The organism is Fibrobacter sp. UBA3718, from assembly GCF_002371935.1.
GTDB lineage: Bacteria > Fibrobacterota > Fibrobacteria > Fibrobacterales > Fibrobacteraceae > Fibrobacter.
The window spans coordinates 84028-109189 of sequence record NZ_DFHR01000027.1 but is presented as its reverse complement, the minus strand read 5'-3'; the positions used below and the strand labels follow the sequence as shown (position 1 = coordinate 109189).

Annotated in this window: 19 protein-coding genes and 1 pseudogene; 15 read left to right on the top strand and 5 right to left on the bottom strand. The window is 55.6% G+C overall.

All coding sequences use genetic code 11. The features are described 5' to 3' along the window. The 14 genes and pseudogenes from B4A77_RS12785 to B4A77_RS12720 form a co-directional block, all read left to right on the top strand. Positions 1-2182: pseudogene (locus B4A77_RS12785) on the top strand (FISUMP domain-containing protein); the annotation flags it as partial. Positions 2183-2275: 93 nt separating this feature from the next. Next, positions 2276-3163 carry a sulfide/dihydroorotate dehydrogenase-like FAD/NAD-binding protein gene (locus tag B4A77_RS12780; RefSeq protein ID WP_072809080.1) on the top strand — a complete coding sequence of 296 codons (888 nt, stop codon included), beginning with the start codon at positions 2276-2278 and terminating at the stop codon, positions 3161-3163. After that, positions 3163-4662 carry an NADPH-dependent glutamate synthase gene (gene gltA / locus B4A77_RS12775; RefSeq protein ID WP_097034706.1) on the top strand — a complete coding sequence of 500 codons (1500 nt, stop codon included), beginning with the start codon at positions 3163-3165 and terminating at the stop codon, positions 4660-4662. Before B4A77_RS12780 ends, gltA begins: the two co-directional genes overlap by 1 nt. Positions 4663-5078: 416 nt before the next feature. Beyond that, on the top strand, positions 5079-5762 hold the full coding sequence (locus B4A77_RS12770; protein WP_290722540.1) for a DUF4956 domain-containing protein: 684 nt from the start codon (positions 5079-5081) through the stop codon (positions 5760-5762). A 12-nt stretch (positions 5763-5774) separates the two neighbouring features. Continuing rightward, positions 5775-6875: an HlyD family secretion protein gene (locus B4A77_RS12765; RefSeq protein WP_290722541.1), complete on the top strand. Its 1101-nt coding sequence runs from the start codon at positions 5775-5777 to the stop codon at positions 6873-6875. Continuing rightward, positions 6875-8254, top strand: coding sequence for a hypothetical protein (locus B4A77_RS12760; RefSeq protein WP_290741233.1), 1380 nt, complete (start codon positions 6875-6877; stop codon positions 8252-8254). The genes B4A77_RS12765 and B4A77_RS12760 overlap by 1 nt, the downstream gene beginning before the upstream one ends. A 1-nt stretch (position 8255) precedes the next feature. After that, on the top strand, positions 8256-9074 hold the full coding sequence (locus B4A77_RS12755) for a polyphosphate polymerase domain-containing protein (RefSeq protein WP_290722544.1): 819 nt from the start codon (positions 8256-8258) through the stop codon (positions 9072-9074). A gap of 42 nt (positions 9075-9116) precedes the next feature. Continuing rightward, positions 9117-10778 (top strand): lamin tail domain-containing protein, encoded by a 1662-nt coding sequence (locus tag B4A77_RS12750; RefSeq protein ID WP_290741230.1) that lies wholly within the window; start codon positions 9117-9119, stop codon positions 10776-10778. A 134-nt stretch (positions 10779-10912) separates the two neighbouring features. After that, complete coding sequence (locus tag B4A77_RS12745; protein ID WP_290722546.1) at positions 10913-12694, top strand: TolC family protein; 1782 nt, start codon at positions 10913-10915, stop codon at positions 12692-12694. Continuing rightward, positions 12694-13692: an HlyD family secretion protein gene (locus tag B4A77_RS12740; protein WP_173364923.1), complete on the top strand. Its 999-nt coding sequence runs from the start codon at positions 12694-12696 to the stop codon at positions 13690-13692. The genes B4A77_RS12745 and B4A77_RS12740 overlap by 1 nt, the downstream gene beginning before the upstream one ends. 12 nt (positions 13693-13704) lie before the next feature. Next, complete coding sequence (locus tag B4A77_RS12735; protein ID WP_290733394.1) at positions 13705-14868, top strand: ABC transporter permease; 1164 nt, start codon at positions 13705-13707, stop codon at positions 14866-14868. Next, positions 14865-16046: an ABC transporter permease gene (locus B4A77_RS12730; RefSeq protein ID WP_290722548.1), complete on the top strand. Its 1182-nt coding sequence runs from the start codon at positions 14865-14867 to the stop codon at positions 16044-16046. The genes B4A77_RS12735 and B4A77_RS12730 overlap by 4 nt, the downstream gene beginning before the upstream one ends. Before the next feature lie 103 nt (positions 16047-16149). Then, on the top strand, positions 16150-16863 hold the full coding sequence (locus B4A77_RS12725) for a zinc metallopeptidase (protein WP_290733396.1): 714 nt from the start codon (positions 16150-16152) through the stop codon (positions 16861-16863). 8 nt (positions 16864-16871) lie between these two features. Then, complete coding sequence (locus tag B4A77_RS12720) at positions 16872-17156, top strand: hypothetical protein (protein WP_290733398.1); 285 nt, start codon at positions 16872-16874, stop codon at positions 17154-17156. A gap of 89 nt (positions 17157-17245) precedes the next feature. Here the strand turns inward: B4A77_RS12720 and B4A77_RS12715 are convergent, their stop codons facing one another. Continuing rightward, positions 17246-18637, bottom strand: coding sequence for a segregation and condensation protein A (locus tag B4A77_RS12715; protein ID WP_290733400.1), 1392 nt, complete (start codon positions 18635-18637; stop codon positions 17246-17248). 40 nt (positions 18638-18677) lie between these two features. Continuing rightward, positions 18678-20507 carry a glutamine--fructose-6-phosphate transaminase (isomerizing) gene (glmS, locus tag B4A77_RS12710; protein WP_290731085.1) on the bottom strand — a complete coding sequence of 610 codons (1830 nt, stop codon included), beginning with the start codon at positions 20505-20507 and terminating at the stop codon, positions 18678-18680. 134 nt (positions 20508-20641) lie between these two features. Here glmS and B4A77_RS12705 point away from each other — a divergent pair, with 134 nt between their 5' ends. After that, a complete protein-coding gene (locus tag B4A77_RS12705) occupies positions 20642-21514 on the top strand; it encodes an FKBP-type peptidyl-prolyl cis-trans isomerase (RefSeq protein ID WP_173364916.1) in 873 nt (290 codons plus the stop codon). A 65-nt stretch (positions 21515-21579) separates the two neighbouring features. Here B4A77_RS12705 and B4A77_RS12700 read toward each other — a convergent pair whose 3' ends face one another. The 3 genes from B4A77_RS12700 to B4A77_RS12690 are packed head-to-tail and all read right to left on the bottom strand — an operon-like array spanning position 21580 to position 25049. Beyond that, positions 21580-23004, bottom strand: a complete 1425-nt coding sequence (locus B4A77_RS12700; RefSeq protein ID WP_290722551.1) for a S41 family peptidase — start codon at positions 23002-23004, stop codon at positions 21580-21582. 17 nt (positions 23005-23021) lie between these two features. Beyond that, positions 23022-24293, bottom strand: coding sequence for a S41 family peptidase (locus tag B4A77_RS12695; protein WP_290741227.1), 1272 nt, complete (start codon positions 24291-24293; stop codon positions 23022-23024). 3 nt (positions 24294-24296) lie between these two features. Further along, positions 24297-25049: a leucine-rich repeat domain-containing protein gene (locus tag B4A77_RS12690; RefSeq protein WP_173380823.1), complete on the bottom strand. Its 753-nt coding sequence runs from the start codon at positions 25047-25049 to the stop codon at positions 24297-24299. Positions 25050-25162 lie beyond the last annotated feature (113 nt).

The window sequence follows — 25162 nt, the reverse complement described above, 5'->3', positions numbered from 1 at the left end:
CACCGAAGACCGCGACAACGAGTACGTGGCTACCAAGTCCAAAGAATACTTTGTCTGTACCGGCAAGCAGTGGCTTGAAATCGATTCCGTTGCCTACGAACTCAAACTCTGCACCGAAAAGCGGAACATGGAAGTGGCCTCTACCAAGAAAGCGGGGACTTACGTCTGCCATTTCAATGGCAAGGACGGCTCCTGGGATAAGCTGAGTGAACTCGAAGAGGAAATTGGCGTATGCGGCAGCGAGGATGTCGCGGATAGCACCCTGAAGAAAACAGAATCTGGCTCTTATTACATGTGTTCCGGAAACACATGGGTGGAAACGGACGGTGTTACTTTCGGACTGGGCATCGTATGTACCGAAGGTCGCGAGGGTGAACGCAAAAAACTCGATAATGAGCACTTTTATGCTTGCGAAAGCGGTTCCTGGACCGAAATCACGGGAGAGGTGTTCGAACTTGGGTTCTGCACGGCCGGCAGGGATGGCGAGATGCAAATGACACCGGATAGTGCCTATTGGTATTGTTCCGGCGGCAAGTGGAACGCCATATCGGAGGCCGAGTTCGTGACAAAGAAATTCTGCAACAAGGATATCGACTCAACATTCGTGAACGGTTATGCCTGTGTACATACCAACTCTGAGGCTGGAGCCGTTTATAACTGGCGAAAACAGTCTGCGGCAGAGAAGGCGAATAACGCATTCTGCACCAGGAGGAATATGGACAGCACCCGTGTACAGAATGGCTATACATGCCTTATCAAGGACCAAACGTTGAAATGGCGTACGGCTTCCGAGGAAGAACTTGCGACAGGGATGCCTTGCAATACTAAAGTTGCACAAAGCGTGGGAGACAACGTTGTGAACGGCTATGTTTGTGGGTATGATAGTAATGGTACTAGCAATTCTTATTCGAATTGTCACTGGCGAGTTGCTACGGCGTACGAAATTGCTGCAGGCAAGGTTTGTTCCTATAAGATGAAAGACTCCGTGTTTGGGGAATGGACTTGCTTGTATCTTTCATCAACGGGATATTTCTGGCGCCCAGCCAGCGCTGGAGAAATTGCGACAGGGAAGGTGTGTTCTGGAGAGAAAACGGAAATTTTGAACGGATATGTATGTGAATATTATCAATCCCCAGATTCGTTAGGGTGGCGCCCGGCAAATTTTGTAGAGAAAGAAACTGGGGTTGTGTGTGGATCTAGAGCCCTTACAAATGGGGGATTTCCTCATGCGGAGGGGGATGCAATCCTGGTAAATGATGAGGTGTATGCCCAAAAGTATGTCTGTTCCAAGCAGAACTGCATTACTGATGAAATTAATGGTTTTTGTTGGCGCAATGCGACTACCGCAGAAAAAACTACAGGGAGCGTGTGTAACTGGGAGTTGAGGTACAAAATGGATTCGACCTATACGTATGTCTGCGAGTATTCTTCGGGCAGCTATGCGTGGCGTACGGCAACGGCAAAAGAAAAAGAATTAAAAAAAGCCTGCAATAGGCCCAATTACAAGCTTTTTTCCCTAAAAAAAATGAGCCTCTTTACTAGTAGGTATCGTTGTAACGATACGCTTAGCCATACATGGTCTATTTGGACATATGACACGATTGTCGATTCTCGCCACCTGGAAAACGGAGAACCTCAGAGCTATCGTATATTGGACGCTCGTGTTCCCGATAATAGGAATATAAACACTGTCACAATTATGGTAGACAACTTCAATTTCCATGGCGATGGTGCCGGCAACCACAATCAGGCATGGTGGTGCTACAACAGTTCCAGCAATACAAGCAACGCCGCTGATTGCGAAGGCCAGGGCTCCCTTTACCACTGGACTGCACCGGTGGATTTGGGGACAAAGTATCTTGACGATAAAGCCGAGTTCAGTCTTCCTAGGCAAGGCATATGCCCCGACGGATGGCATGTTCCAAATTACAGTGAATTGAAAAAACTTAATTTCTCTGCTGAGTATGGAACCATGCCGGGTTCCCAAAAAGGTTCCTACGTTTATACCGAGAAGAAGTTTGAGGCGGAGCCATGCTGGTGGACTACGACGCAGGACAAGCCCAGTGGCGAAAGTAATACGGTGAACGCCCTTTCCTATGCGCCCGACTCGTCAGGGATTATGCAAGAAAAGTCCCGGGACAAGGATGACGGCTGCTACCTCCGCTGCATCAAGGACGAGTAGCCCGTTCGGGCTCCTTTTTGCCCGCTTTGGAACATCATTTTATCAAAAAGGTAACCTCGTCCGGGGTGCCTTTTTTCTATTTTTGGTGCCACTATGGCAAAAATTCTCTTTAAAAAACAGTTATCTCCTGCGGTATTCCAATTCCGCGTCGAGGCCCCGCTGATCGCCCAAGAGCGTAAGGCCGGCCAGTTCATCATCCTCCAGACGAACAAGGACAACGGCGAACGCGTGCCTCTCACCATCGCCGATGCCGACACGACTGAAGGCTCCATCACCCTGATTTTCCAGACCGTCGGTAAGACCACCACCGAACTCTCCAAGTTCGAAGTCGGTGACGATATCCCGGTGCTCGTGGGCCCGCTTGGTTCCCCGACCCACATCGAGAATTTTGGCCACGTGGTTTGCGTGTGCGGTGGCGTGGGCATTGCCCCGATGCACCCGATCGTGCAGGCCATGAAGAAGGCCGGCAACAAGGTCACCATCATCATGGGTGCCCGTAACGAGAGCCTCTTCCTCATGAAGGAAGAAATGACCGCCCTCGCCGACGAAATCATTTTCATGACCGACGACGGCTCCTACGGTCGCAAGGGTCTCGTGACCGAACCTCTGAAGGAACTCTGCGAAGACACGAAGGGCAAGCCCGACATGGTGCTCGCCATCGGTCCTCCGGTTATGATGAAGTTCTGCGCCCTCACCACCAAGCCCTACGGCGTGAAGACCGTCGTGAGCCTCAACAGCATCATGGTGGACGGGACCGGCATGTGCGGTGGCTGCCGCGTGACTATCGGCGGCAAGACGAAGTTCGTCTGCGTCGATGGCCCGGAATTCGACGGCCACGAAGTCGACTGGAACAACATGCTCCAGCGCATGGGCGCCTTCAAGCCCCAGGAACAGGAAGCCTTGCACCGCTTCGGTGCCAATGACGGCCACAAGTGCAACATTGATAAGATGGCTGACGCAAAGGCCAAGGAGAGCAAGTAATGTCTGAACATTTGACTCGTGAACAGTTGGACGCCGCCGCCAAGGTGGAACTTGAAAAGATTAACGCCCTCCCGAAGCCGCTCAAGCCGAAGGACAAGACTGCCATTCCGGCCCAGCCGATGCCGCAGCTCGAACCCAGCTACCGCGCTCGCGTGATGGAAGAAGTGGCTCAGGGTTACACCGAAGCTCAGGCTATCGTGGAAGCTAACCGCTGCCTCGCTTGTAAGAACCAGCCTTGCGTCGAAAGCTGCCCGGTGCACATCGACATCCCGGCCTTCATCGCGAAGATTGCCGAAGGCGACTTCAAGGCCGCTATCGCCAAGATTAAGGAAACGAGCTTGCTCCCGGCAATATGTGGCCGTGTGTGCCCGCAGGAACGCCAGTGCCAGATGAACTGCACCATGGGCAAGATGCACAAGGACGTGAACCAGGCTGTGGCTATCGGCCGCCTGGAACGCTTTGCTGCCGACTACGAACGCAACAACGGTGGTGCTTCCGTGCCGGCCGTGAAGCCCGCTACCGGCAAGAAGGTTGCCGTTATCGGTTCCGGTCCTGCCGGTCTGGTTGTCGCTGCCGACGTGCGCCGCGAAGGCCATGACGTGACCATTTTCGAAGCTTTCCACAAGCTCGGTGGTGTGGTCCGCTACGGCATTCCTGAATTCCGCTTGCCCAAGAAGATCGTTGACAACGAAATCGAATCTCTCGCTGCCATGGGCGTGAAGTTTGAGACAAATTTTGTCATCGGTCGTACCCGCAAGCTCAAGGACTTGATTGAAAAGGATGGCTTCGATGCCGTGTTCGTCGGTACCGGTGCTGGCCTCCCGCTCTTCATGAACATCGAAGGCGAAAACCTCGTCGGTGTGTTTGCCGCTAACGAATACCTGACCCGCGCCAACCTCATGCGCGCCTACGACAAGGAACATGCCGATACTCCGATGTGGCCCGGCAAGAACGTGGTCGTTCTCGGTGGTGGTAACGTCGCCATGGACGCTGCTCGTATGGCTCTCCGCTTGGGTGCCGAAAAGGTTCGCATCGTTTACCGCCGCAGCATGAACGAACTTCCGGCCCGTAAGGAAGAAGTTCTCCATGCCCAGGAAGAGGGTGTCGAATTCTGCGTTCTGCAGAACCCGGCCAAGATTCTTGGCGACGAAGCCGGTCACGTTCGCGGCATGCTCGTCGACAAGTACGAACTCGGCGAACCCGATGAAAAGGGCCGTCCGCGTCCGGTCAAGATCGAAGGTGCAAGCTTCGAAATCGAATGCGACACCGTGCTCGTTGCTATCGGTAACGGTTCTAACCCGCTTATCAGCAACACCACGCCGGAACTCTCCGTCGACAAGAAGGGGCACATCCTTCTCGAAGATGCAACCGCCAACAAGACCTTTATGGAAAAGGTTTATGCCGGTGGTGACATCGTGCTGGGTGCTGCAACCGTGATTCTCGCCATGGGTGAGGGGCGCCGCGCTGCAGCGGGAATAAATGAATTCCTGAAGAAGTAGTGGAATGTCATCCCCGCGAAGGCGGGGATCTCCTTTCGTTTCTTCTTCAAATCTTGAATTTGATAAAAAATGGCTTTGGCCATTTTCAAGACCCAAAGTGTTATAAGAGGATGGCTTTGCGCCATCTTCTTTTTTCTTCTAGCTTCGGCTTGGAAAAACTTCGTCCCCGCTTCGGCGTTTTTTTTTCTTGGAACGAACAGTTCCGAAAAAATACCGCTTTTTGATGTTCTCTTTTACAACGGAGAATGCTTTATTAACGCTTCTTTACAAGGAATTTCGGGAGTTTTTATCTATTTTTCGGATGAAACGTTATTATAATGGCTCTTTGTTGACCCATTTTTACATGAAATTGCTCTAAAAACGGCATTTTTTAAGTAGATTATGGGGACAAATAGCAAACCTATACGGAGTCCAACATGCTTGACCTTCTTGCGGTCCAATCCAGTACGACCAACGCGACGATTATCACGTTGATCTATACGCTAACCTTGGCTTTTATCCTCTCTTCCATGATTGGCTGGACGTACGAAAAGACGTTCCTCGGCCTTTCCTATTCCCGCAACTTCGTCCAGGGCATCGTCCTGAGCTCGGTCGCGGCTGCGATGATCATGCAGGCCATCGGCGATAACGTCGGACGCGGTCTCGGCATGATGGGTGCGCTCTCGGTGGTCCGCTTCCGCACGAGTTTCAAGGACCCGCGCGATATCATGTTCATATTCGCCTCGCTGGGCGCGGGTATCGGATGTGGCGTGTATGCGTGGGGTGCCGCTGCCGGCGGTACGGTCGCCTTCTGCTGTGTGGCTTTCCTCCTTTCGCGCACGGGTCTCGGCACCAAGCACTTCTTTGATGGCATGCTTCGTTTCGCCCTCCCCAACGAAGGCCCGGTCCGCGAACAGGTCGAACATATCATGAAGACGAGCCTCAAGACGTTTATTTTGATTACCATGCGCGAAGTCGATGGCGGTTCCCGCCTCGATGTCGCCTACCAGGTGCGCTTGCGGGCCACAAAACCCGCCGCTGAAATCCTGAACGAACTGTCAAAGCTCGATGGCATCTCGGACGTGCAGTTCATGATGCAAGATGCTACCACGGAAATGTAGGGGAGGTCGGGAATGAACAAGCTTGAAGATCTCCTCGACAACTTCTGGAACACCCACAAGAACAATGCGGGCGTGGCCTACGTTTACAGTCACAAGCTCTCCATCGCCTGGATCCTGTGCGTCATCATCGCCGTGGTGCTCGGTGTCGTCTACCAGGGCAAGGTCGCCATGTTCAGGGGTATCGCCGAGGCTAGCGAAACCATCATCAGCGTGCCTTCCGCTACCGAGATTGTGAAGGTGCACGTGGTTCCCGGTCAGGAAATCCATGCGGGCGATACGATTGTCCAGATCAACCGCCCCGACCTGACCCTCCGCATTGCCGAACTTACCCGCGAGATTGACGCTCTCGAAGGCCGCAGCAACCTGAGTTCCGCCGAAATCGACCAGAAGGTGGCCGACGTGAAGGCGAACCTCGAAACCCGCCGCCTGACGCTCACCGCCGAAATCCGCAACCTCGAATCGGAATACCAGAGCAACAAGGCGATTTCTGCAAAGCTCAAGAGCCTCTCGAACTCTAAGTCCCAGAGCGACGGCAACGACGCGATGGCGATGCGCATCAAGAGCCTCAAGAACGAGCTCGCCCTTGCCACCAAGAGCGCGAACGAGCAGATTGCCCTCCTCCGCGGTAGCAGCAAGCTCCAGAAGGCGAGCGGCAAGAACGAAGCCGAGAACCTCAAGAAGGAACTTGAGGAAATGCAGAAGCAGCAAGAAGAACTTATCCAGATTGCGAAGGAAGACTGGGTCGTTGGCGACGTGAACGTGCGTGACGGCGAGAAGGTATCCAGCTTTGCTCCTATCGTGACGCTTGCTCACAAGTCCCCGACGCTCGTGCGCGGCTACATCAACGAACAGATTTACCAGAACATGGACCTGGGCGAGGCCGTGAAGGTCACTACGCTTGCCGGTACGGGCAAGGCCGTGGTGGGCGAGGTCGTCGGTCTTTCGAGCCGTATTGTCGCATTCCCGGAACGCATGTGGAAGATGCCCGAGATGCCGGTCTACGGCCGTGAAGTGACCATCAAGATTCCCGAAAACAATCCGTTCCTGCTGGGCGAGATGGTGACCATTTCTGAAACTAGCGGAAAGAAACTCAAGAAGAACGAGAACAAGTAATGAAACGCATTGCAGTCCTCCCCGCCATGCTTGCGGCTGCCGTATTCGCGGAACCGCTCACATGGGATAAGCTTGTAGAATCGGCCAAGAACGACCCCCGCTACGAGGCGGCGCAGAAGCGTTCCGAGGCTACTTCGGGCGAACGGAATACGAAACTCTGGGACAAGTTGGAACTCCGTTACCAGCTTGACGGGTTCAGCTTTGCAAAGCACGATTTTGAACTGCGCATGAGCCCGAAGACCTTCGGCGAAAGCAGTGCCGACAAGGAAAGGGCCGATGCCGTAAGGAATTACGAGAAGGCGAGGTTCGGCGTCGAACGTTCGCTGTTGCTCTACGACCGTTACGAACGCGGCGTGCGTTACGTGATGCGCAAGAAGATAAATGCCATCAATCAGCAGCTGCTGCAGGTGAACGCCGACCGCATCGAGGTGCTGCACCTCAAGTCGGGTTCTGCCTCGTTTAATGCCGAAGACCTGATGTCTACGCTCGAAAAGAGCGCCACCATCAAGGCTGACCTGCTTTCGGACAGCACGGCGCTCCGCGATGCCGAACTCAAGATGAAAATCTGGGTGCCCGACTTCGAAGGCGTCGATCTCGATTCCTCGTTCCTCCCGACCATGGATGAGCTGGCCCAGAACCTTTCTAACGGCGTGGAAGTGAACGAGAACTTCCCGCTGGTGGCCATGGCGCGCGGCAAGCGCGACAGCGAAGTGGCGCAGGCCAAGCAGGACGTGAGCAAGGGCCGCGACTATATTTCGCATATCGGTATCGGGTATTCGCTGCAGATTGAATCGCTGATGGAAAAATACAAGGACCTGTATGCCGATGACGTTTGGGGATCGGGCGCCTATTCGGATTATGTGGACGAGTTCAAAAAGGAGACGGGTTGCACGCAAGCTTTGAACTGTGAGGCTTCGGCCAGCATCCTCGTTCCGGATAAGGATAACCGCAAGACCGCCGACAAGTTCTTCGTGAATCTGGCATTCCGCTTGCCGTTCTTCGACAGCGGGAAGGATGCCGACCTCAAGCTCCAGGTGGCAAAGCTCGATGCCGAGAGTGACTACCTCGCCGACGTGCGCGATATCAACCAGAAGGTGGCACGCCTCACCGAGGAAGTGCTTGCGCTGATTGGCCAGTGGAAGGTGCAGAAGGAATTCGTGGAGCAGGTGGGCGCGAGCGGCTTCATGGAACAGTTCGCACGCAATGCCGGTTCCGACCCGCTGTTGCTCCTGCGTGCAAAGGAAAGCGCGCTCGAAAGCGACATGAAGGCGGTCAAGCTTGAATACGATATCTTTGCCCGCTATCTTGAACTGCTCAACTACGCGGGTATCCTTGCCCGTGAGGGCGTTGTGAACCACCTGCGCGAGGCTCTGAAGTAATATGGCAGAAGCCCGCGGTTTTAGCCTCCTCGAGCGTTTCGAGCTCAAGTACCACATCCCCGTCGAATGGGCGGACCGGATTGGAGCCTTCCTTGCGCCGTACTGCGAGGAGGACTACTACTCGAAAATTACGCCGGGTGGCTTCTACTGGATTACGAACCTCTACCTGGACACCCCGAAGTGGACGTTCCTCGGCTGGAAAAAGAAGCAGCTCCTGGATCGCTTCAACATGCGTATCCGCACTTATGGTGAACACCCCGCACAAGACGGCACGTTCCATTTCGAAGTCAAGCGCAAGATCAAGAGCATCTGCTACAAGAGTCGCGCGACTATCAAGGGAATCAACCCCGGCGAAGTCTGGCACATGAAACCCGATGAATGGCCCTGCAAGGGCGAGAAGGACCGCATGTATCTCAAGGATTTCCTGTACAAGACGGAACTTTACGGGGCGCACCCGCGCCTTTTGACGCAGTACAAGCGCCGCGCCTGGTTCGGGCTCCGTGAAGAATATTCCCGCGTCACTATCGACACGGGCATGCGCTTCCGCGAAGAGAACGGATTTGACTATACGGTGGACCCGCACTACATGCATTCGACGGGTCTCCCGAGGTTTTTCCAGCCCGGTGCCGATGCAGTGCTCGAATTGAAGTGTCCTTGCTCACAGGTTCCTTACTGGATGTTCGACCTGATAAGATTTTTGAACCTCAAACACGCCGCATTTTCTAAATTCGGTAATGCGGCAGCCGAATGGAAACGCGTTTACGAGAACCCTCGCCGGTTCAAGTCCCCGTATTGGACAAAACTGGCTGGCAATTTTTAAGTATTTTATTAAAGGCATGGACTTTAAAAAAGGATGGCCCTTATGAACATGAAAAAGTGGCTTTTGACAGGATCCTGCATCGCGGTGCTCGGTGCGTTTTCGGCTTGCTCCGATGATCCTACGGCCCCGCAGCCCGAAAGTTCGGCTGCAGAACCGACCAGCACGGAAAATCCCACCAGCAGTGGGGACGTTGGCGCGAACAGCAGTTCCGCAGCTACGGTAAAGTCCAGCTCTTCGGTAGCGAGCGGCGCGAAGGTGCAGATGGCCTGCTCCGAAATTATGTACAATGCTCCTGATACATCGCCCCTTGAATGGGTGGAAATCTACATCGCGAGCGGCATGGACATGGATAACATGCAGAACTTCCTTCTCCACCTGAGCGGTGCCGTGGACTACACGTTCCCCGGAGAGCCTCTCAAGAAGGGCGAGTACGTGGTGGTCGCGAACGACACTGCCGAATTCAGGAAGATGTACCCGACCTTTACGGGAAGGCTCTTTGGCCCGTGGGTTGGAGGAACGTCCGCGAAACTCGTGAACGAGGGTGACGTGGTGAACGTGAAGGTGGACGGCGAAGGCGACGTTAGCTGCGCGTTCAGCAACGAACCTCCTTGGCCGAGCCTTGCCGATGGCAAGGGCCGTTCGCTTGTTTATGTGGGCGGAAATGCGGCTCAGCCCAATTCTTGGGCGGCGAGCAAGGTCGATAAAGGCACCCCGGGTGTGGGTGGCGATGAATGGGTTGTTCCGACGAAAGTGCGCATTAACGAAATCAAGCCTTTCAAGATTGGCGAGGATTCCTGGGTCGAAATCTATAATGCGGGGGACGAGCCCGTGGATATTACGGGATGGAGGCTCGATGTCAAGCGCCGCGGGGACAAGCTTACTATCAAGGAGGGCACGGTCCCTGCGAAGGGTTATCTCGTTCTTGATGCCAATACGGCATTTGACGCCGAACTGATTGTCGCTCCCGATGGTGGCGAGTTCTACTTGCGCGGACCGCAGGAAGGCGACGAATCGAGTATCTGGGTCCCGGCGACGAATTCGACAAGCGGCATTGTCGACCTTTCCGACGGTTCTACGGCACAAGGGCCGCTTGCCGCAGCAACCCCCGGCGAAAAGAACTCTGCCCTCCAGGTGGGTTCTCTCTACATCAACGAAATCCATTACCATCCGGCAACGGTCAAGACCAAGGTCCCGTTTGAATTTATGGAAATCGTAAATGCTTCGGACGCCGCCGTCTCCCTTTACAGTTCTTCCGTAAAGAAGGGCTGGAAAGTCGAAGGCATCAACCTCGAATTCGCTTCGAATGCGACAATCCCTGCGAAGGGCTTGATGCTCCTGATTCCGGAAGTGCTCGAAGATGTCGATTTGGAGTCGTTTGGCATTTCTGCATGGAATGCGGATGTTGTCCGCAGTATTTACAAGATACCGGAAGAGGTTCAGATCGTTACCTACAGCGGCAAGCTCTCTAACCGCGGTGAAACGATTGCGGTGAAGGAACCCTATTCTAAGGAAACGGACGCCCTGGATCCTTCGATAGTCAAGTATTTTTATACTTGGCACGACGCGACCCTCTATTCCGATGGCTGGGATGGCCTTGCTGAAGCGGATGGCCTGGGTTACAGCCTGCAGCGCGTCGACGTGACCACTATGGGTTATGAAGCGAAGGCCTGGAAGGCCGCCGAGCCGACCCCTGGCGTGAAATAGCCTTTGATATGAAATCATAAGTTTTCATGAAGAGGCCCCGAAAAATGGGCCTCCTTCTTTTTCTGATTTTCTGCGCAATTGTCGGGATGAGCGGAGTTATTTTTGGCTGGAAAATTTGTATTTTTTTACATGCTATGAAAAAGAGCTTGGTCTATATTGGTTTATTCAGCATGGCTGCCATGGCGACCCCGCTTACTCTGCAGGACGCCCTCGAAATGGCGAAGTCCAACAACTCGCAAATCAAGGCGGAACGCGCCAAGGTCGAAATGGCCGAGAGCGGCAAGAGCGAGGCTTTTTCCCGATTTTTACCTAAGGTGTCCCTTTCTGCCGGGGTCACGAAGATTAACGAGCCGATAAAGATTGATTTGAGCCGCCTGCAGGAACCCCTTGGCGAGGTGGCGAGTGCTGCTGCCTATTCCAAGGCTTACCTTTCCGTGTACGAGAAGGCTTACGAGAAGGCTTACGGCGATGCCGTGAAGCAGACGATGGACGCTTACGGACTGGACGAGGCGACCGCGAAAAGCATGGTCGACCAGAAGGCGGGCGATATCCGTAGCGGCGTGATGGGGAGCCCCGAAGTGGGTGCCCTTGCCCAGCAGGCTGCCGATTCGTATGGGGAATCGGCCTCGAAAAAGATTGGCGATACCGACTTTAGCATGAAGGTGCAGGATGACCTGTTCTTCAATGCGCGCGTGACGGTCGTGTGGCCCATCTTTACCGGCCTCAAGATTTATTCTGCCTACGATGCCGCCAAGGAGAATGTGAACGCCCGCAAGGCCGAATTCGACATGGCGCAGAACACCATCTTGATGGATGTCGCGACGAAGTATTTCACGCTCCGCCTTGCCGAAGAACTCACGGTGATGCGCGAGACGACGATGAAGAACCTCGAAGGTCACCTGGAACGTTCCAAGAAGCTGGAAGAGGGCGGCCAGATTAGCAAGGCCGAACGCCTCCGTGCCGAGGTGGCACTTGCCGAAGCGCAGAATGCCTACGAAGATGCCTTGCGCGACCAGTCGCTTGCCCGCATGGCGCTTGCGAGCCTCTTGAAGACGGATACGAGCATCACGGCGACAACTCCGGTGGAAGCTCCCGAGGTGGTCCGTAGCATGGAAGAATTCAAGCAGCTTGCCCGTGAAAAGCATCCGGGCCTTCGCCAGTTGCGCACGGAACGTAAACGCAGTCAGGATGCCGTTCGCGCGGCGCGCGCCGACTGGTTCCCGACGGTCGCCCTGTTTGGCTACCGCGAACTTTACACGAAGGATTTGACGATTCTGGAGCCCGAATGGGCGGTGGGCGCGAAAGCGCAGTGGGACCTCCCGATTCTGGGGGGCAAGGAATCCCGTGCCAAGGTGAGCTCCGCGAAGTCCATGGAGCGTTCGCTTTCGAGCAAGGAAGAGCAGACGCTCGACAATATCAATTTGCTTGTCGAAAAGCGCTGGCGCGAACTGGAACATGCAAGGGGCCGTCTGACAAGCCTTGCAAAGACCCGCGAACTTGCCGACGAAGCCCTCCGCAGCCAGACCCGCGCCTACGAGGCGGGCCTTGCGACCGGCCTTGACGTGGTGGATGCGGAACTTGCTCTTGCCCGCTTGCAGGTGGGCGATTTGAAGGCGCATTTTGATGCGGTTGTCGCCTGGCTCGGGCTTCTGGAAGCGTCGGGCGAGGTGGCCGATGCGGGAACGATGCTCAATGCGACCCGCCCTGTGGAAAAGGCTGAACCTGTTGCGGAGCCCGCTGCGGAACCTGCCTCAGATACGACGGCTGCCACGGCAGATGCGGTTGCACCGGCTGCTCCTGCCGATATGCAGGCTGCACCGGAGGCTCCGGCCCAGGAAGGCGCAAAGCAGGCTGAAACGGCGCCTGCAGAGAATGAACAAAAGGAATCTTCGGCTGAAAATTCGGAGGCTAAATAATGAACGTGCTTAAGACTCTCGGAAAGGTTATCGTTGTCGCGGGCCTGATTGTGCTCGTGGTTTTGGGCGTCATGCAGTTGCAGAAGTTTGCGACTGCCCCGCGCGAACAGTTCTTGCAGGGGCAGATGGAAGCGCGGCGCGTGCTCGTGGCCGGGAAGGTTCCCGGCCGCATCGAACGGCTGTTCGTGCACGAGGGCGACCTGGTCGTGAAGGATTCCATCGTAGCCGTTATCTCCAGCCCGGAAATCGAGGCGAAGAAGATGCAGGCCCAGGGTGCCCTCGGTGCCGCACGCGCCCAGGCGAGCAAGGCCCGCAACGGAGCCCGCAGCGAAGATATCACTGCGCTCAAGGCGATGGCCGACCGCGCCCAGGATGCCGCGACACTCGCGAAGAACACCTACGACCGCGTGCAGAAACTTTTTAACGAGGGCGTGCTCCCGCTCCAGAAGCGCGACGAGGCCGAAACCCAGATGAAGGCGAGCCAGTCCGCTGCCGATGCCGCGAAAGCCCAGTATAACCAGGCGCTGGCCGGTGCCCGCAGCGAAGACAAGGCTGCCGCGAATGCGCTCGTGATGCAAGCCCGCGGAGCCACCGCCGAAGTCGACGCCTACCTCGAAGAAACCAAGATCCGTAGCCCCATCAGCGGCGAAGTCTCGCTCAAGCTTGCCGAAGAAGGCGAAGTTGTCGGCTCCGGCATGCCCGTCATCGCCGTCACCGACCTGGACGACGCCTGGGCCGTATTCCACCTGCGCGAAGACATGCTCAAGAATGTCTCGAAGGGCAAGAAGTTCGTGCTCCGTATTCCGGCTCTCGACAAGGATGTCGAAATGGAAGTGAGCTACATCGCTTCCGTGGGCGACTATGCCACCTGGCGCAGTTCCAAGGAAAGCGGCGGGTTCGATCTCAAGACGTTCGAGGTGCGCCTCCGCCCGACGGCAAAGGTCGAGAACCTTCGCCCCGGCATGAGCGTTCTCCTTTCTGCCGATTCCATCAAGTAATCCGGTCGTGCCATGATTCTGAATGGCCTGTTGAATACCATCCGCAAGATTTATTTCAGCCACAATATCGTGTTGTGGATGACTCTTGTGGTGCTGCCCATTGGCGTATCCCTCTTTACGATAGGGATGTTCTCGTCGCAGATTGTGCAACACGTGCCAATCGGAATTGTGAAGCAGGACGATAGCCAGCTTGCCGATAAGCTCGAGATGAAGTTGCGTTCGAGCCCGGTACTCGATATCAAGATGATTTGTACGGACATGGGCGAATGCGAGCATGCGGTTGTCCGTGGTGACCTGCAGGGGTTCCTCGTGTTCCCCAACGACCTGGAACGCCGGGCGCTCCGCCTCGAAGCGCCTGTCATTCCCGTATATTCTAGCGGCCAGAATTACCTCACCAACATGTTCGCGACCAAGGAAATCCGCTCCGTGCTTGCGTCTGCAGGCAGCGAACTCTTTACCGCCCAGATGGAAGACCCCGTGAAGGTGCAAATCCATTCGGTAGGGAACCTCAAGAGCAATTACCAGGGATTCCTCGCGTTCGGCCTCGTGACTGCAATTTTCCATCTCGCTGCGATGATTGTCGGGGTGTACGTGACCTCGTTCCCGCTTCGAGACCACCGCGTGACCGAGATGATCCGCTATGCGGGCGGCTCGCGCCTTACCTTGTGGGTGGCTAGCGTGTTCCCGATGAACATCGTGCTCTGGCTCGAAACCGTCGGCTGCTATGCTTACTGCCACAGGTTGCTGGCTCCGCTCACCTTCGATGAATTCGTGATGTCGGCTGCGGCCCAGCTGTTCATGATATTCGCGTGTTCCGGCGCGGGAATCGTTTTTGTGGGCGTGTTCGGCATCATGAGAATGGCGACAGGTGCCGCTGGCATTATCGGAAGCCCCGCGTTCGCCTTTGCGGGCCAGACATTCCCGGTGATGGCGATGCCCTTTGCCGTGCGCTGCTTCGCGTTCATACTTCCGCTGACGCATGTGCTCATGATTCAATCGACGATGCTCCTTGGCGATGTGGATATGGCCCCTGCGTGGGAGAGCATGAAAATCCTTATCGGGATGGCGGTGTTCTGGAATGTGCTCGGTGCGCTCCTCATGTCGATGCGCTGGAAACAGCACCTGCGTCGTGAAGCCAAGATGAAAGAAGTCAAGAATGCGGAGGCTCAAGCATGATCAAGCGCCTCTGGAAAGTTGCCTTCGCCGAATGGAAGTTGATTTATACGGACCCCGCCGCGGTGCTCCTGCTCGTGGTGGCCGGCCTCATTTATGCTTTCTACTATCCGGTGCCCTACGTTTACCAGACGGTATCGAAGGTTCCCGTAGCCGTCGTCGATCTCGACAACACGTCCATGTCCCGCGACCTGATTCGCATGGCGTCCGCAGCCCAGCAAATCGAAGTCAAATCCATCTATCCCGAAATGCGGCTCGCCGAGGAGGCGATGGCCCGCGACGAGATTTACGGGTTCATGGTCATTCCCGAAAACATGGAGAAGGATATTCGCGGCAAGCACCAGGTGACGGTAAACATCTTTACGCATGGGGCCTATGCCATGTTCCATGGCGCCATTGGGACGGCGTTCTCCACTTGCGCATTGACAGTGGGCGCGACAAACAAGGTAAAGCAGATCGCGCTTTCGAAGAAGGTTCCCTCCACCAAGGCGATTGCCATGCGCGATCCCTTCCCGATAAGCATTCAGACGTTGTTCAACAGCACCGGCGGCTATGCGAACTACGTGGTGCCGAGTGTTCTTGTGGTTATCTTGCAGCAGTCGCTCATTATCGGCATCTGCGTGCTCGGCGGTTCGCGTGCGCACAGGCGTTTCCGTAAAAAGTTCCGCGACAGCCCCGTCGAGAACGAGTCGGTGCCCTACCGCTACTTTGGCCGTTCCATTGCCTACTTTGTCCATTATTGTTCCTTTATTCTCTTCTACCACTGTATTGTCTACAACCTGTTCGATTTCCCGAGGCGTGGGGAACTGTTGCCGATGGTGGTTTTCTCCATCGTGTTCTTGGCGTCCGTCATCAACTTCGGCATGGTGGTCTCGCAGATATTTGTGCGTCGCGAATCCAGCATGCAGCTGTTCCTGTACCTTTCCATCCCGATTCTCTTCCTTGCGAATTTCAGTTGGCCCAGTTACCTGATGCCCCAGTGGATGGTCTCGATATCGTACATACTGCCGAGCACTTTTGCCATACCGGCGTGGCTCTCCATCGAGCAGATGGGGGCCGATATTTACGATGTGGCGCCCAAGCTCTACCAGCTTGCCATTCAGGCTGTCGTCTACATGGTCATAGGGCTGTTGCTGACCCGTATCCGCGACAAGGTGAAGATAGACGTCGGTGACATGTAGCTAGCTTTTTTCGATGGAATGCGAATAAGCCGGATAGGAAACTACCTTTTCCGGCTTTGTTTTTATACATTTAGGGTGTAAAACTTTATCAAAAGGAATTCAGATGTATTTCGATCCTTTATACATGATGATTCTCGTGGTGACGCTCGCCCTTTCGGGCGGTGTCTCGCTGCTGGTCAAGGTCCGCTTCAATGCGGGGCAGAAAGTGAAAATTTCGAGCGGGCTTACCGGTGCCGACGTGGCGAAGGCTATTCTCATGGACGCAGGCATCACCGACGTGAAGGTGCTTGAACACCAGGGGTTCCTTTCGGACCACTACAACCCTCTCAACAAGACGCTCAACCTTTCCCGCGAAGTTTATCACGGGCGCAGTGCTAGCGCCGCGGGGGTTGCCGCGCACGAAGTCGGCCATGCTATCCAGCATGCGCAGGGGTATTTCCCGATGTGGTTGCGTTCGTTTATTGTCCCTGTGGCAAACTTGGGAAGCTCGCTCGGACCGTGGCTCGTGATTATCGGCATCATGCTCATGGGATTCGGGAAGGCGATTGGTCATCCTGTCGCTCTTGTCGGTGTGTTGCTGTTTGCGGCAACCACGCTGTTCACCCTCGTGACGGTACCTGTAGAATTCGACGCCTCTAGCCGCGCGAAGAAGGCTCTCGCCCGCATGGACGTGGTGGCACAGGGCCGCGAGTACAACACCGTCTCGGGCGTGCTGTTTGCCGCGGGCCTTACCTACGTGGCGGCTGCCATCAGCTCGATTCTCCAGTTGCTCTACTGGGCGTACCGCGCAGGCCTTATCGGCGGGCGCAGGGACTAGGGGGCTCTATGGCCGTAAGGACGCTTACCATTGAATGCCCCATGTGCAAGGGCGAAATCGTAGTGGATGCCGATACGGGCGAGGTGTTGAGCCATAAGGAATTCAAGAAGGAGGTCAAGTCCTTCGACGACTTCTTGAAAGAACAGAAATCCCGCAGTTCCGACCTGGACGCGAAATTCGCGGCAGCGAAAGAAGCGCAGAAAAACCGAGCCGAACTCCTGGAAAAGAAGTTTGAGGCTGCCAAGCAGAACAAGGACCTGAAGGACCCGCCCCCGAGCATCAACTGGGATTAAATTTTTGCACCGAAGGTGTCCACCCTAATTTATAATCGCTTACGCTTGCGTAAGCGCGAGGCAAGCGTTGCTTGCCGAAGTTTATCTCGTCAGTTATCGCCGGAATGGACTTCTATGGACGGGAAGTCGTCATCGTCGGATTCTCCGGCGATGTCTTCGTTTGAGTGAGTTTCCTCGGCCTGGGTGTCGTAGAACGCCTGGGCTTTCTTCATGAACGCCTCGAACTCCTCGTCGCTCATGTTGTCTGACGGCTGCGGTTCTTCTTTCACGTCATCGCGAGCCGTAGGCGTGGCGATCCATTTCTCATTGTCATGCCCGACTTGTTCGGGCATCTCCATTTCTACTGAAGATTCCGCAACCGTTTCGGTTGTCGGCGGCTCGCTTTCAACCGGTACATCGGTTGGTGAGCCCGTCGAACCATCCGCTGGTGCGGTTTCGGCAGGAGCGCCGGACATCGCCGCCTCGGCGGCCTCGTCTTCCTTCATCATCTCGGCGAACGGGTTCTCCTGCACTTCGCTTAGGTCTTCGCGCCCTTCGAGCATGGCCTGCAGGTTTTCCTCGGTCACCTCGCGCCCGCGGGTCGTCCAGAGCACGGCTTCCTTCATCACGGCGGCGATATCGCCCACGCTGCCTGCTTGCGAGCGGGCCAGCGCCATGTTGCGGATTTCTTCGACGAGTCCGGGCTTTACGTCCGGGTCCTTCGAATAGAAAACGGTTTCGTGCGCCATTTCTTCGGCGTAGTCCGGGTTGTTCTTCTTGCGGTAAATCCAGATGGGGCCAAACAGTTCGCTTTGGCGGAACACCACCTCGTCGGTCTTTATCATCTCGAGAAGCGCCATGAAGGTCACTGCGGCTACAATCGGGTGGCTGTCGTTGTCGAGCAGTTCCTCGAAGAGTGCGCGCCCGTTTACCGAGAGGTAGTTGTTTATTGCCTGTTGCCGGTCCTGGATGGTCACGTAGTCGAGTTCGATGTGGTGGACCGTATCCGAAATCTTTGTCTTGAGGCTCTTCTGGTACGCGCGGAAAAGCTGCCAGATGTTCGCGTCGGCGAGCGTGTCCTCGTCGCTCTGCGTCTTTTCGAGGCGGCCACGGCTGTAGGTACCGAAGTTCTTGCCTTCCATGTCCTGGAGCCCGCCCGCGACCTGCTTGTAGCGCTGGTACTCGAGCATTTCCTGCATCAGTTTTTCGCGGTCGGCGTTGTATTCCTCGACAAGTTCCGGGTCGCGTTCTTCTGCCGGGAGCAGTTCCTGAACCTTGAGGGCCATCAGGCGGCTCGCCATATACAGGAAGTCGCCCGCCTTCGAGAGGTCGGTCACTCCAATCTTGTTGACCCATGCGAGGAAGTCGTCCGCGATTTCTGCAATCGGAATCTGGTCCAGCGACATTTCCTTCTTCTGGACAAGGTACACGAGCAGGTCCATCGGCCCGTTAAAGGAGCCGATTCGGACTTCATAATCTTCCTGTTCCTCGATTTCGGTCATGATTCCAAATCTAGAAAATCAAATAGCCTCGGGGCTTGCCTTATTCCACCGTCACGCTCTTCGCGAGGTTGCGCGGCTGGTCCACGTCGTTTCCGCGGAGAACCGCGATGTGGTAGGCGAGGAGCTGTAGCGGAACGCATGTCACGATAGGCATGAGCATCGGGATGGTCTTCGGTACCTTGATGAGGTGGTCCGCAAACTCGTCGAGCGGCTTGCAGTCTTCGGTGGTGACTGCAATGACGCGTCCGCCACGGGCCTTGATTTCGCGCACGTTGCTGATGACCTTGTCGAACAGCGCATCCTTCGGGGCAATCACGACCACCGGCATGTTCTCGTCGATTAGGGCGATGGGACCGTGTTTCATTTCGGCGGCGGGATAGCCTTCGGCATGTATGTAGCTGATTTCCTTGAGCTTCAGGGCGCCTTCCATGGCGACGGGGTAGTTGAAGTGGCGGCCCAGATACAGGAAGTTGTTCGCCTTCGCGTATTTCTGCGCAATGCCCGCAATCTGGTCCGAAAGCTGCAGTGTCTGTTCTACGAGTGCGGGGAGTTCCTGCATCGCCTTCACGATGTCCGCTCCGGTTTCGAAGCTGAGCCTGCGCTGGCGCCCGAGCAAGAGTGCAATCATCGCAAGTACGGTCACCTGGCTGGTGAACGCCTTGGTGCTCGCCACGCCGATTTCGGGACCTGCGTGCAGGTACACGCCGCCGTCGCTCGTGCGGGCGATGGTGGAGCCCACGCCGTTGCATATCGCAAGAGCGGTCGCGCCCTTCTGCTGGGCCTCCTTGAGGGCCGCAAGCGTGTCGGCCGTTTCGCCGGACTGGCTGATGGCGAGCACGAGCGTGCCCGGCTTGATGATGGGGTTACGGTAGCGGAACTCGGATGCGTATTCGACTTCCACCGGAACACCCGCCAGGTCCTCGATCATGTATTCGCCGACCATGCCCGCATAGTAGCTTGTGCCGCAGGCGGTGATGATGATGCGGTTGATGTTCCTCAGTTCCTTGATGTTCGTGTCGAGGCCCGCGAGTTTCGCGTTCCCTTCGGCGGCGAGCAGGCGGCCGCGCATGGTATTGCGGAGCACTTCAGGCTGCTCGAAAATTTCTTTCAGCATGAAGTGCGCAAACCCGCCCTTCGCAATGGCGTCCGCATCGAATTCCACATCCTGAACGTCGCGCTGGACTTCGTGGCTGTTCATGTTCACGATGGAGTAGGCGCCGTCCTTAATTTGCACCACGTCGTTGTCGTCGAGGTAGACGACTTTCTGCGTATGGTTGATGATTGCCGAAACGTCGCTCGCAAGGAAAAATTCGGAGTTGGTCCCGATTCCGAGGATGAGGGGGCTTCCGCGGCGGGCTCCGATGAGGGTACCCGGTTCTTCGCTGCAGATGACGGCGAGGCCGAACGTGCCTTCGATCTTGGCGAGAGTCTTGAGCACGGCTGTCTTGAGATCGCCGTTGTAGAACCTCGCGATGAGGTGGGCGACGACTTCGGTATCGGTTTCGGACTTGAACTGCACGCCTTCGGAGATGAGTTTCGCCTTGAGGGTTGCGTAGTTCTCGATGATTCCGTTGTGGACAATGGAAATCTTGCCGTCGTAACTCACGTGGGGGTGGGCATTTGCCTCGGTCGGTGCTCCGTGGGTGGCCCAACGGGTGTGGGCGATGCCGATGTTTCCGCCAATATGGGTGGTCTTGAGCTTGTTTTCGAGGGCGCTGATCTTGCCCGATGCGCGGACAATCTCTATTTTCGCGTTTTCGATGAGGGCGACGCCCGAACTGTCGTAACCGCGATATTCCAGTTTCTTGAGACCGCCAACGAGGATGGGTAAAGCATCATTTGGGCCGATGTAGCCGACTATTCCGCACATGTTCAGTATACCTTGATTGTTTTTGCCCATAATATATGAAAAAGGCCATGTAAAAAATAGTTTTGCATGATAAAAAACATGCTGGATTTGCTATTTTAAGAGTGTGATAAGAAACACACAAAAAAGAGGACTCTATGAAGACTAAATTTATAGTTGCTGCTGGAACGCTTGCCCTGATGATGACGGGATGCGACCAGTTTTGTACTCAGGGCCAGGCCGCCAAGACCTCCCTCAATACGGACAAGGAGAAGTACAGCTACGCTCTCGGTGCCCATTTCGGCAACCAGGCCCATTTCCAGCTGGTGACCCGTGATTCTATCGACCTGGATGTGGATGTGTTTATCCAGGCATTTAAGGAACGCTACATGCAGGATTCCGCCAAGTACCTGATGACGGACTCTGTCGTGTTTGCAAACCTGATGGAACTCCAGCAGAAGAACCAGGAAGAAAGAAACAAGAAGGACAGCATCGCCAATGAAGAACGCAAGGCCGCTGGCGAAGCGTTCCTTTCCACCAACAAGACTGCCGAAGGTGTCGTGACGACGGAAAGCGGCCTCCAGTACAAGGTCATTACCGAAGGTACGGGCGCCGTTCCTAGCGATTCCGACGTTGTCAAGGTCCACTATACCGGTACGCTTCTCGACGGAACCAAGTTCGATAGCTCCGTCGACCGTGGCGAACCGCTCGAATTCCCGATCAACGCCGTCATCCCGGGCTGGACGGAAATGCTCAAGCTCATGAAGGTGGGCGAGAAGGTGACCGCATGGATCCCGAGTGACCTTGCCTATGGCCCGCACGGACGTGGCCCGCAGATTCCGGGCAACAGCGTGCTCGTATTCGAAATGGAACTCATCGATACGCATGCCGCCGCCGCTCCGGCCGCCGCTGAACCTGCCAAGGAAGAAAAGCCTGCCAAGGCAGCCCCGAAGGCTAAGGCTGCTCCCAAGGCTGCAGCCAAGCCTGCCGAAGCCCCGAAGGCCGAGGCCGCTCCCGCTGCTGCAAACTAAGCAAACGGAAATCAGTAAACAGGAAAGGACCCCATTCGGGGTCCTTTTCCGTTATGGCGTGAAGGCTACTTGAGCGGCGCCGGTTTTGCAATGGGCTTGCGGAGTATCTTGAACGCTCCGCCGCGTTTGGGGCTCTTGTTCCCGCGTTGGGATTTTTGCAGCGTGAAGTGTCCTAAGTCCGTCGTCCCGTAGCTTACGGTTCCGACGGCGGTTGCATCCTCTGCCAGGGAATAGGCCTTCTCGAGAGCCTTGTCCGGGTCCGCTTCCTCGTAATCGGGAGCAAATCCGAACCGGTGATAGCTCTTGCCGTATTTGTCCATGATTCTCATGCTGGTGATGCCTGCGATTCCCCCTGCGTAGGTTCCAAGGTATGATTGACCGATTCCCTTTCCGTAGGTGACCATGCCAACAATCGGGGATTTGGTATTGTGCGCAACACCCGCGAGCATGATTTCGGCACAGCTGGCGCTACCGGTGTCGGCGAGGAATACATAGTAACGTCCCTTGCCGAGACCGTCCGAATCCGCTGTGTAGGTGACCGTATCCACGACGGCTTCGTAGTCTTCGTCGAGCCCGTGCTCGATGATGGTGACCAGGGTGTCGTTCTTGGAGACGAGTTCGGCGGAAATATTCAGACAGTGATCGACGCTTCCGCCGGGGTTCCCGCGCAGGTCGATGATAGTGGACGGCGCTCCGTCGGTTTCTTCAAGAGCCTCGAGGAATTCGCCATAGGTGCCGGAAGCGAGCGTTGTCGTGTCTGTAAATTCGGAAATGGTGATGACGGGAATGCCTTTGTAGTCATCAACAAAGACGGTGGGCGAGATGTAGGGCGCCAGCGTGATTACGATTTCACGGGAGTCTCCATCGCGGGAAATTTCCAGGGTGATTTTTTCGCCTTCCTGGCCGGTGGTCAGCTTGTCAAATGCGTCTACCGTGTTCGGGACTGTCCCATTGACGGAAACGACAATGTCGCCTTTCTTGATGCCTGCGGCTTCCGCCGGCCCGCCCTTGTAGACTTGGGAGAATTCGAACACGGTGACCGAATCGCTGCAGGTTTCATCCGTCTCGGCGCAGGAGGGGCTTGTATACGGCTTGACCTTTGCACCGATGCCGATTGCGGTCTCCGAGTAGGTCAGCAGGTTGATAATCCGGTCGGCAATGCGGGGGCTGTAGTAGTTGGTGTAGTTGTCGTTTATGGTGCTGTACATGTACGATACGTCGGGGTATTCGTAATCGTCCGGAGAAAAGCCGTGTGATGCTCCCTTGCCATCGTAAACATCGGCGTCCCTCAGTTCGGTCGAGGCGTTTACGTAGAAAGACTGAAGCAGGAATCCGTTGTAAACGAGTTCTTTTTGATCTTCGGCCAGGTTGTCGAAATCATTGTTGAACGGGTCGTCCAGCCATGTCCCCGATGTCGTTGTGCAGGCGTTTATCGAAAATAGCGCTAGCGATGAAAATGCTAAAAAAGCAATGTGTTTGAATGCGTTCATGCGGGTCTCCTTTTTTCCTAAAATAGCAAGTTTTCCGTCCATGCGCCACCGGAATAGGCTGTGTCGGGAGAATTAAGCCTGAGTATGGTGGGTTCTTGTGCATGGAGGCCGTGATATCCCTTTTTTAAGGATTTTTGAAAATGGGTGCCTATAGCGTCGACGGCGCAGGATATGGTTGCACCTTCCTTGCAGGGGTAATCGGGGACGATTCCTTTTTTGTGGTAGGAATTCCCATTGGGAGTCTTGAACTCAAGGGTCGTGATGGTCGCGAGCCCGCCTGCGACGGTGGTCCATGCCGACTGCCCGATGCCCTTCCCGTAGGTGGTGGTTCCTGCGACGGGAATATCCGTAAGCTCGCGGACGGCTGCAATGAAAATCTCTGCGCAGGAGGCACTTCCGTTGTTGGCCAGGATAATGAACTTGCCCGATTCTCCGGGGTCGCCTCCCTTGGCATGGATAGAGCGCTGCATGTGGATGCGGCTGCCGCTCGCGTCGAAGGTCGACCATGACCTTGTCGATAGGGTCCCGGCTCGGACGAAGAGGTCTGCCATGGGAATGCACTGGTCGACATGCCCGCCGGGGTTGCCTCGCAGGTCGATAATGCGGACCGAGGTGTCGCCCTTCGTGGAATCCAGGTGGTTTCGGAGTTCGCCGTAGGTTCCTTTTTCGCGGTCGATGGTGTTCGGCTTGAATTCGCGGATGGAGATGACTTCCGTTCCCTGGATGGTGTCGACGAAGATGGTCGGCGCGTAGATGCTCTCACGGTGCATGCTGTAGACTGTGACGCTGTCGTCGAATGCGATTTCGAGGACGATATCCGCTGATTGCGAGAATACGGCACGGAACGTGCTGTAGGCGTCTTCGCCTTTAAGTTCGGTCCCGTTGATGGATATGATATTCCCGTACCTGGGGACTCCGGCCTTCGCTGCCGGGCTTTCGGGATAGACGCGATAGACAAAGAGCGGGTGCTCGAACCTGAAATCTTCCATGTATTCGAGTCCGATATCGCCCGTGATGATGCTCGTGTTGCGCGATTCGGTGACGGCTTCGCTTCGGGAGGGCTCCACGTAACGTGTGTAGCGATCGGAAAGCGCTCCGTAAAGAGCCTGCACGGAATCGCCGTTCTCGGGGAGACCTGCAAGCTCGTCCTCGTAGAGGTAGGTCCTTTGCAGGAGCCAGTAGTTGAACTCGTATTCCGTCGGTTCGGGCGTGCTCTCGACAGGCGAAAGAAAATCGCTACAGCCGACAAGGAGGGCTATAGGTAAAAGTGGCCACAGGCGCATGCGCATAGGCTACTGGTCTATCTTCAGACCCTTCTTGTCGAGGAGCTGGCGAGGGACTCCGTCTTCCATCGGGTTCTCGACAATGGATACGGTTTCCAGGGAATCGCACTGGACGAGAGTGTCCGGCAGGGAATCGAGCTGGTTTGCGTCCAGCACGAGTTCGCGGAGCTTTTTCAGGTTGCCCAGTTCGGAAGGCACGGAGCCGAGGCTGTTGCCCGACACCATGAGAATCTCGAGGTTCTCGAGGTTGCCGATGGATGCGGGAATGGCCGTCAGGTCGTTGTTGTCGAGGTAGAGCTTCACGAGACCCTTCATGCGGCCGATGGAGGCCGGAATTTCCGAAAGCATGTTGTCGTGGAGGGACAGCTTCACGACCTTGGTCCACTTGCCGATTTCGAGGGGCAGGTCCAGCATCTGGTTCTTCGCGATGTTTACCGTGCGGAGATTCTCGAGGTTGCCGACGGAACTCGGGAGTTCCGAGAGGCTGTTGTAGCCCAGGTAGAGGTGTTCCAGGTTTTTGAGCTCGCCGATTGTCTCGGGAAGCTCCATCAGGTCGTTTTCGCTCACCGAAAGGCTCTTCAGGTTCTTGAGCTTTGCAATTTCGTCGGGGATTTCGACCAGCTTGTTGCGGTCCAGGTTGAGCTCTTCGAGGGTTTCGATTTCGAAAAGTTCAGGCGGAAGCAGCCGGAGTTCCTTCTGCGAAAGGTCCAGCACTTTAGCTTTTTCGGCCTTGGCTTTGGTGATGATATCAAGCAAATTCATACGGCACTCCTAGATCGTTTTGGTTCTCGTCTAAATCATAGCTTTTTTGACGAAATCCGCGGGGGAAAATGCCCGGAAAAGATATTTTTGATTGGAATTTGCTCGTTTGTGCA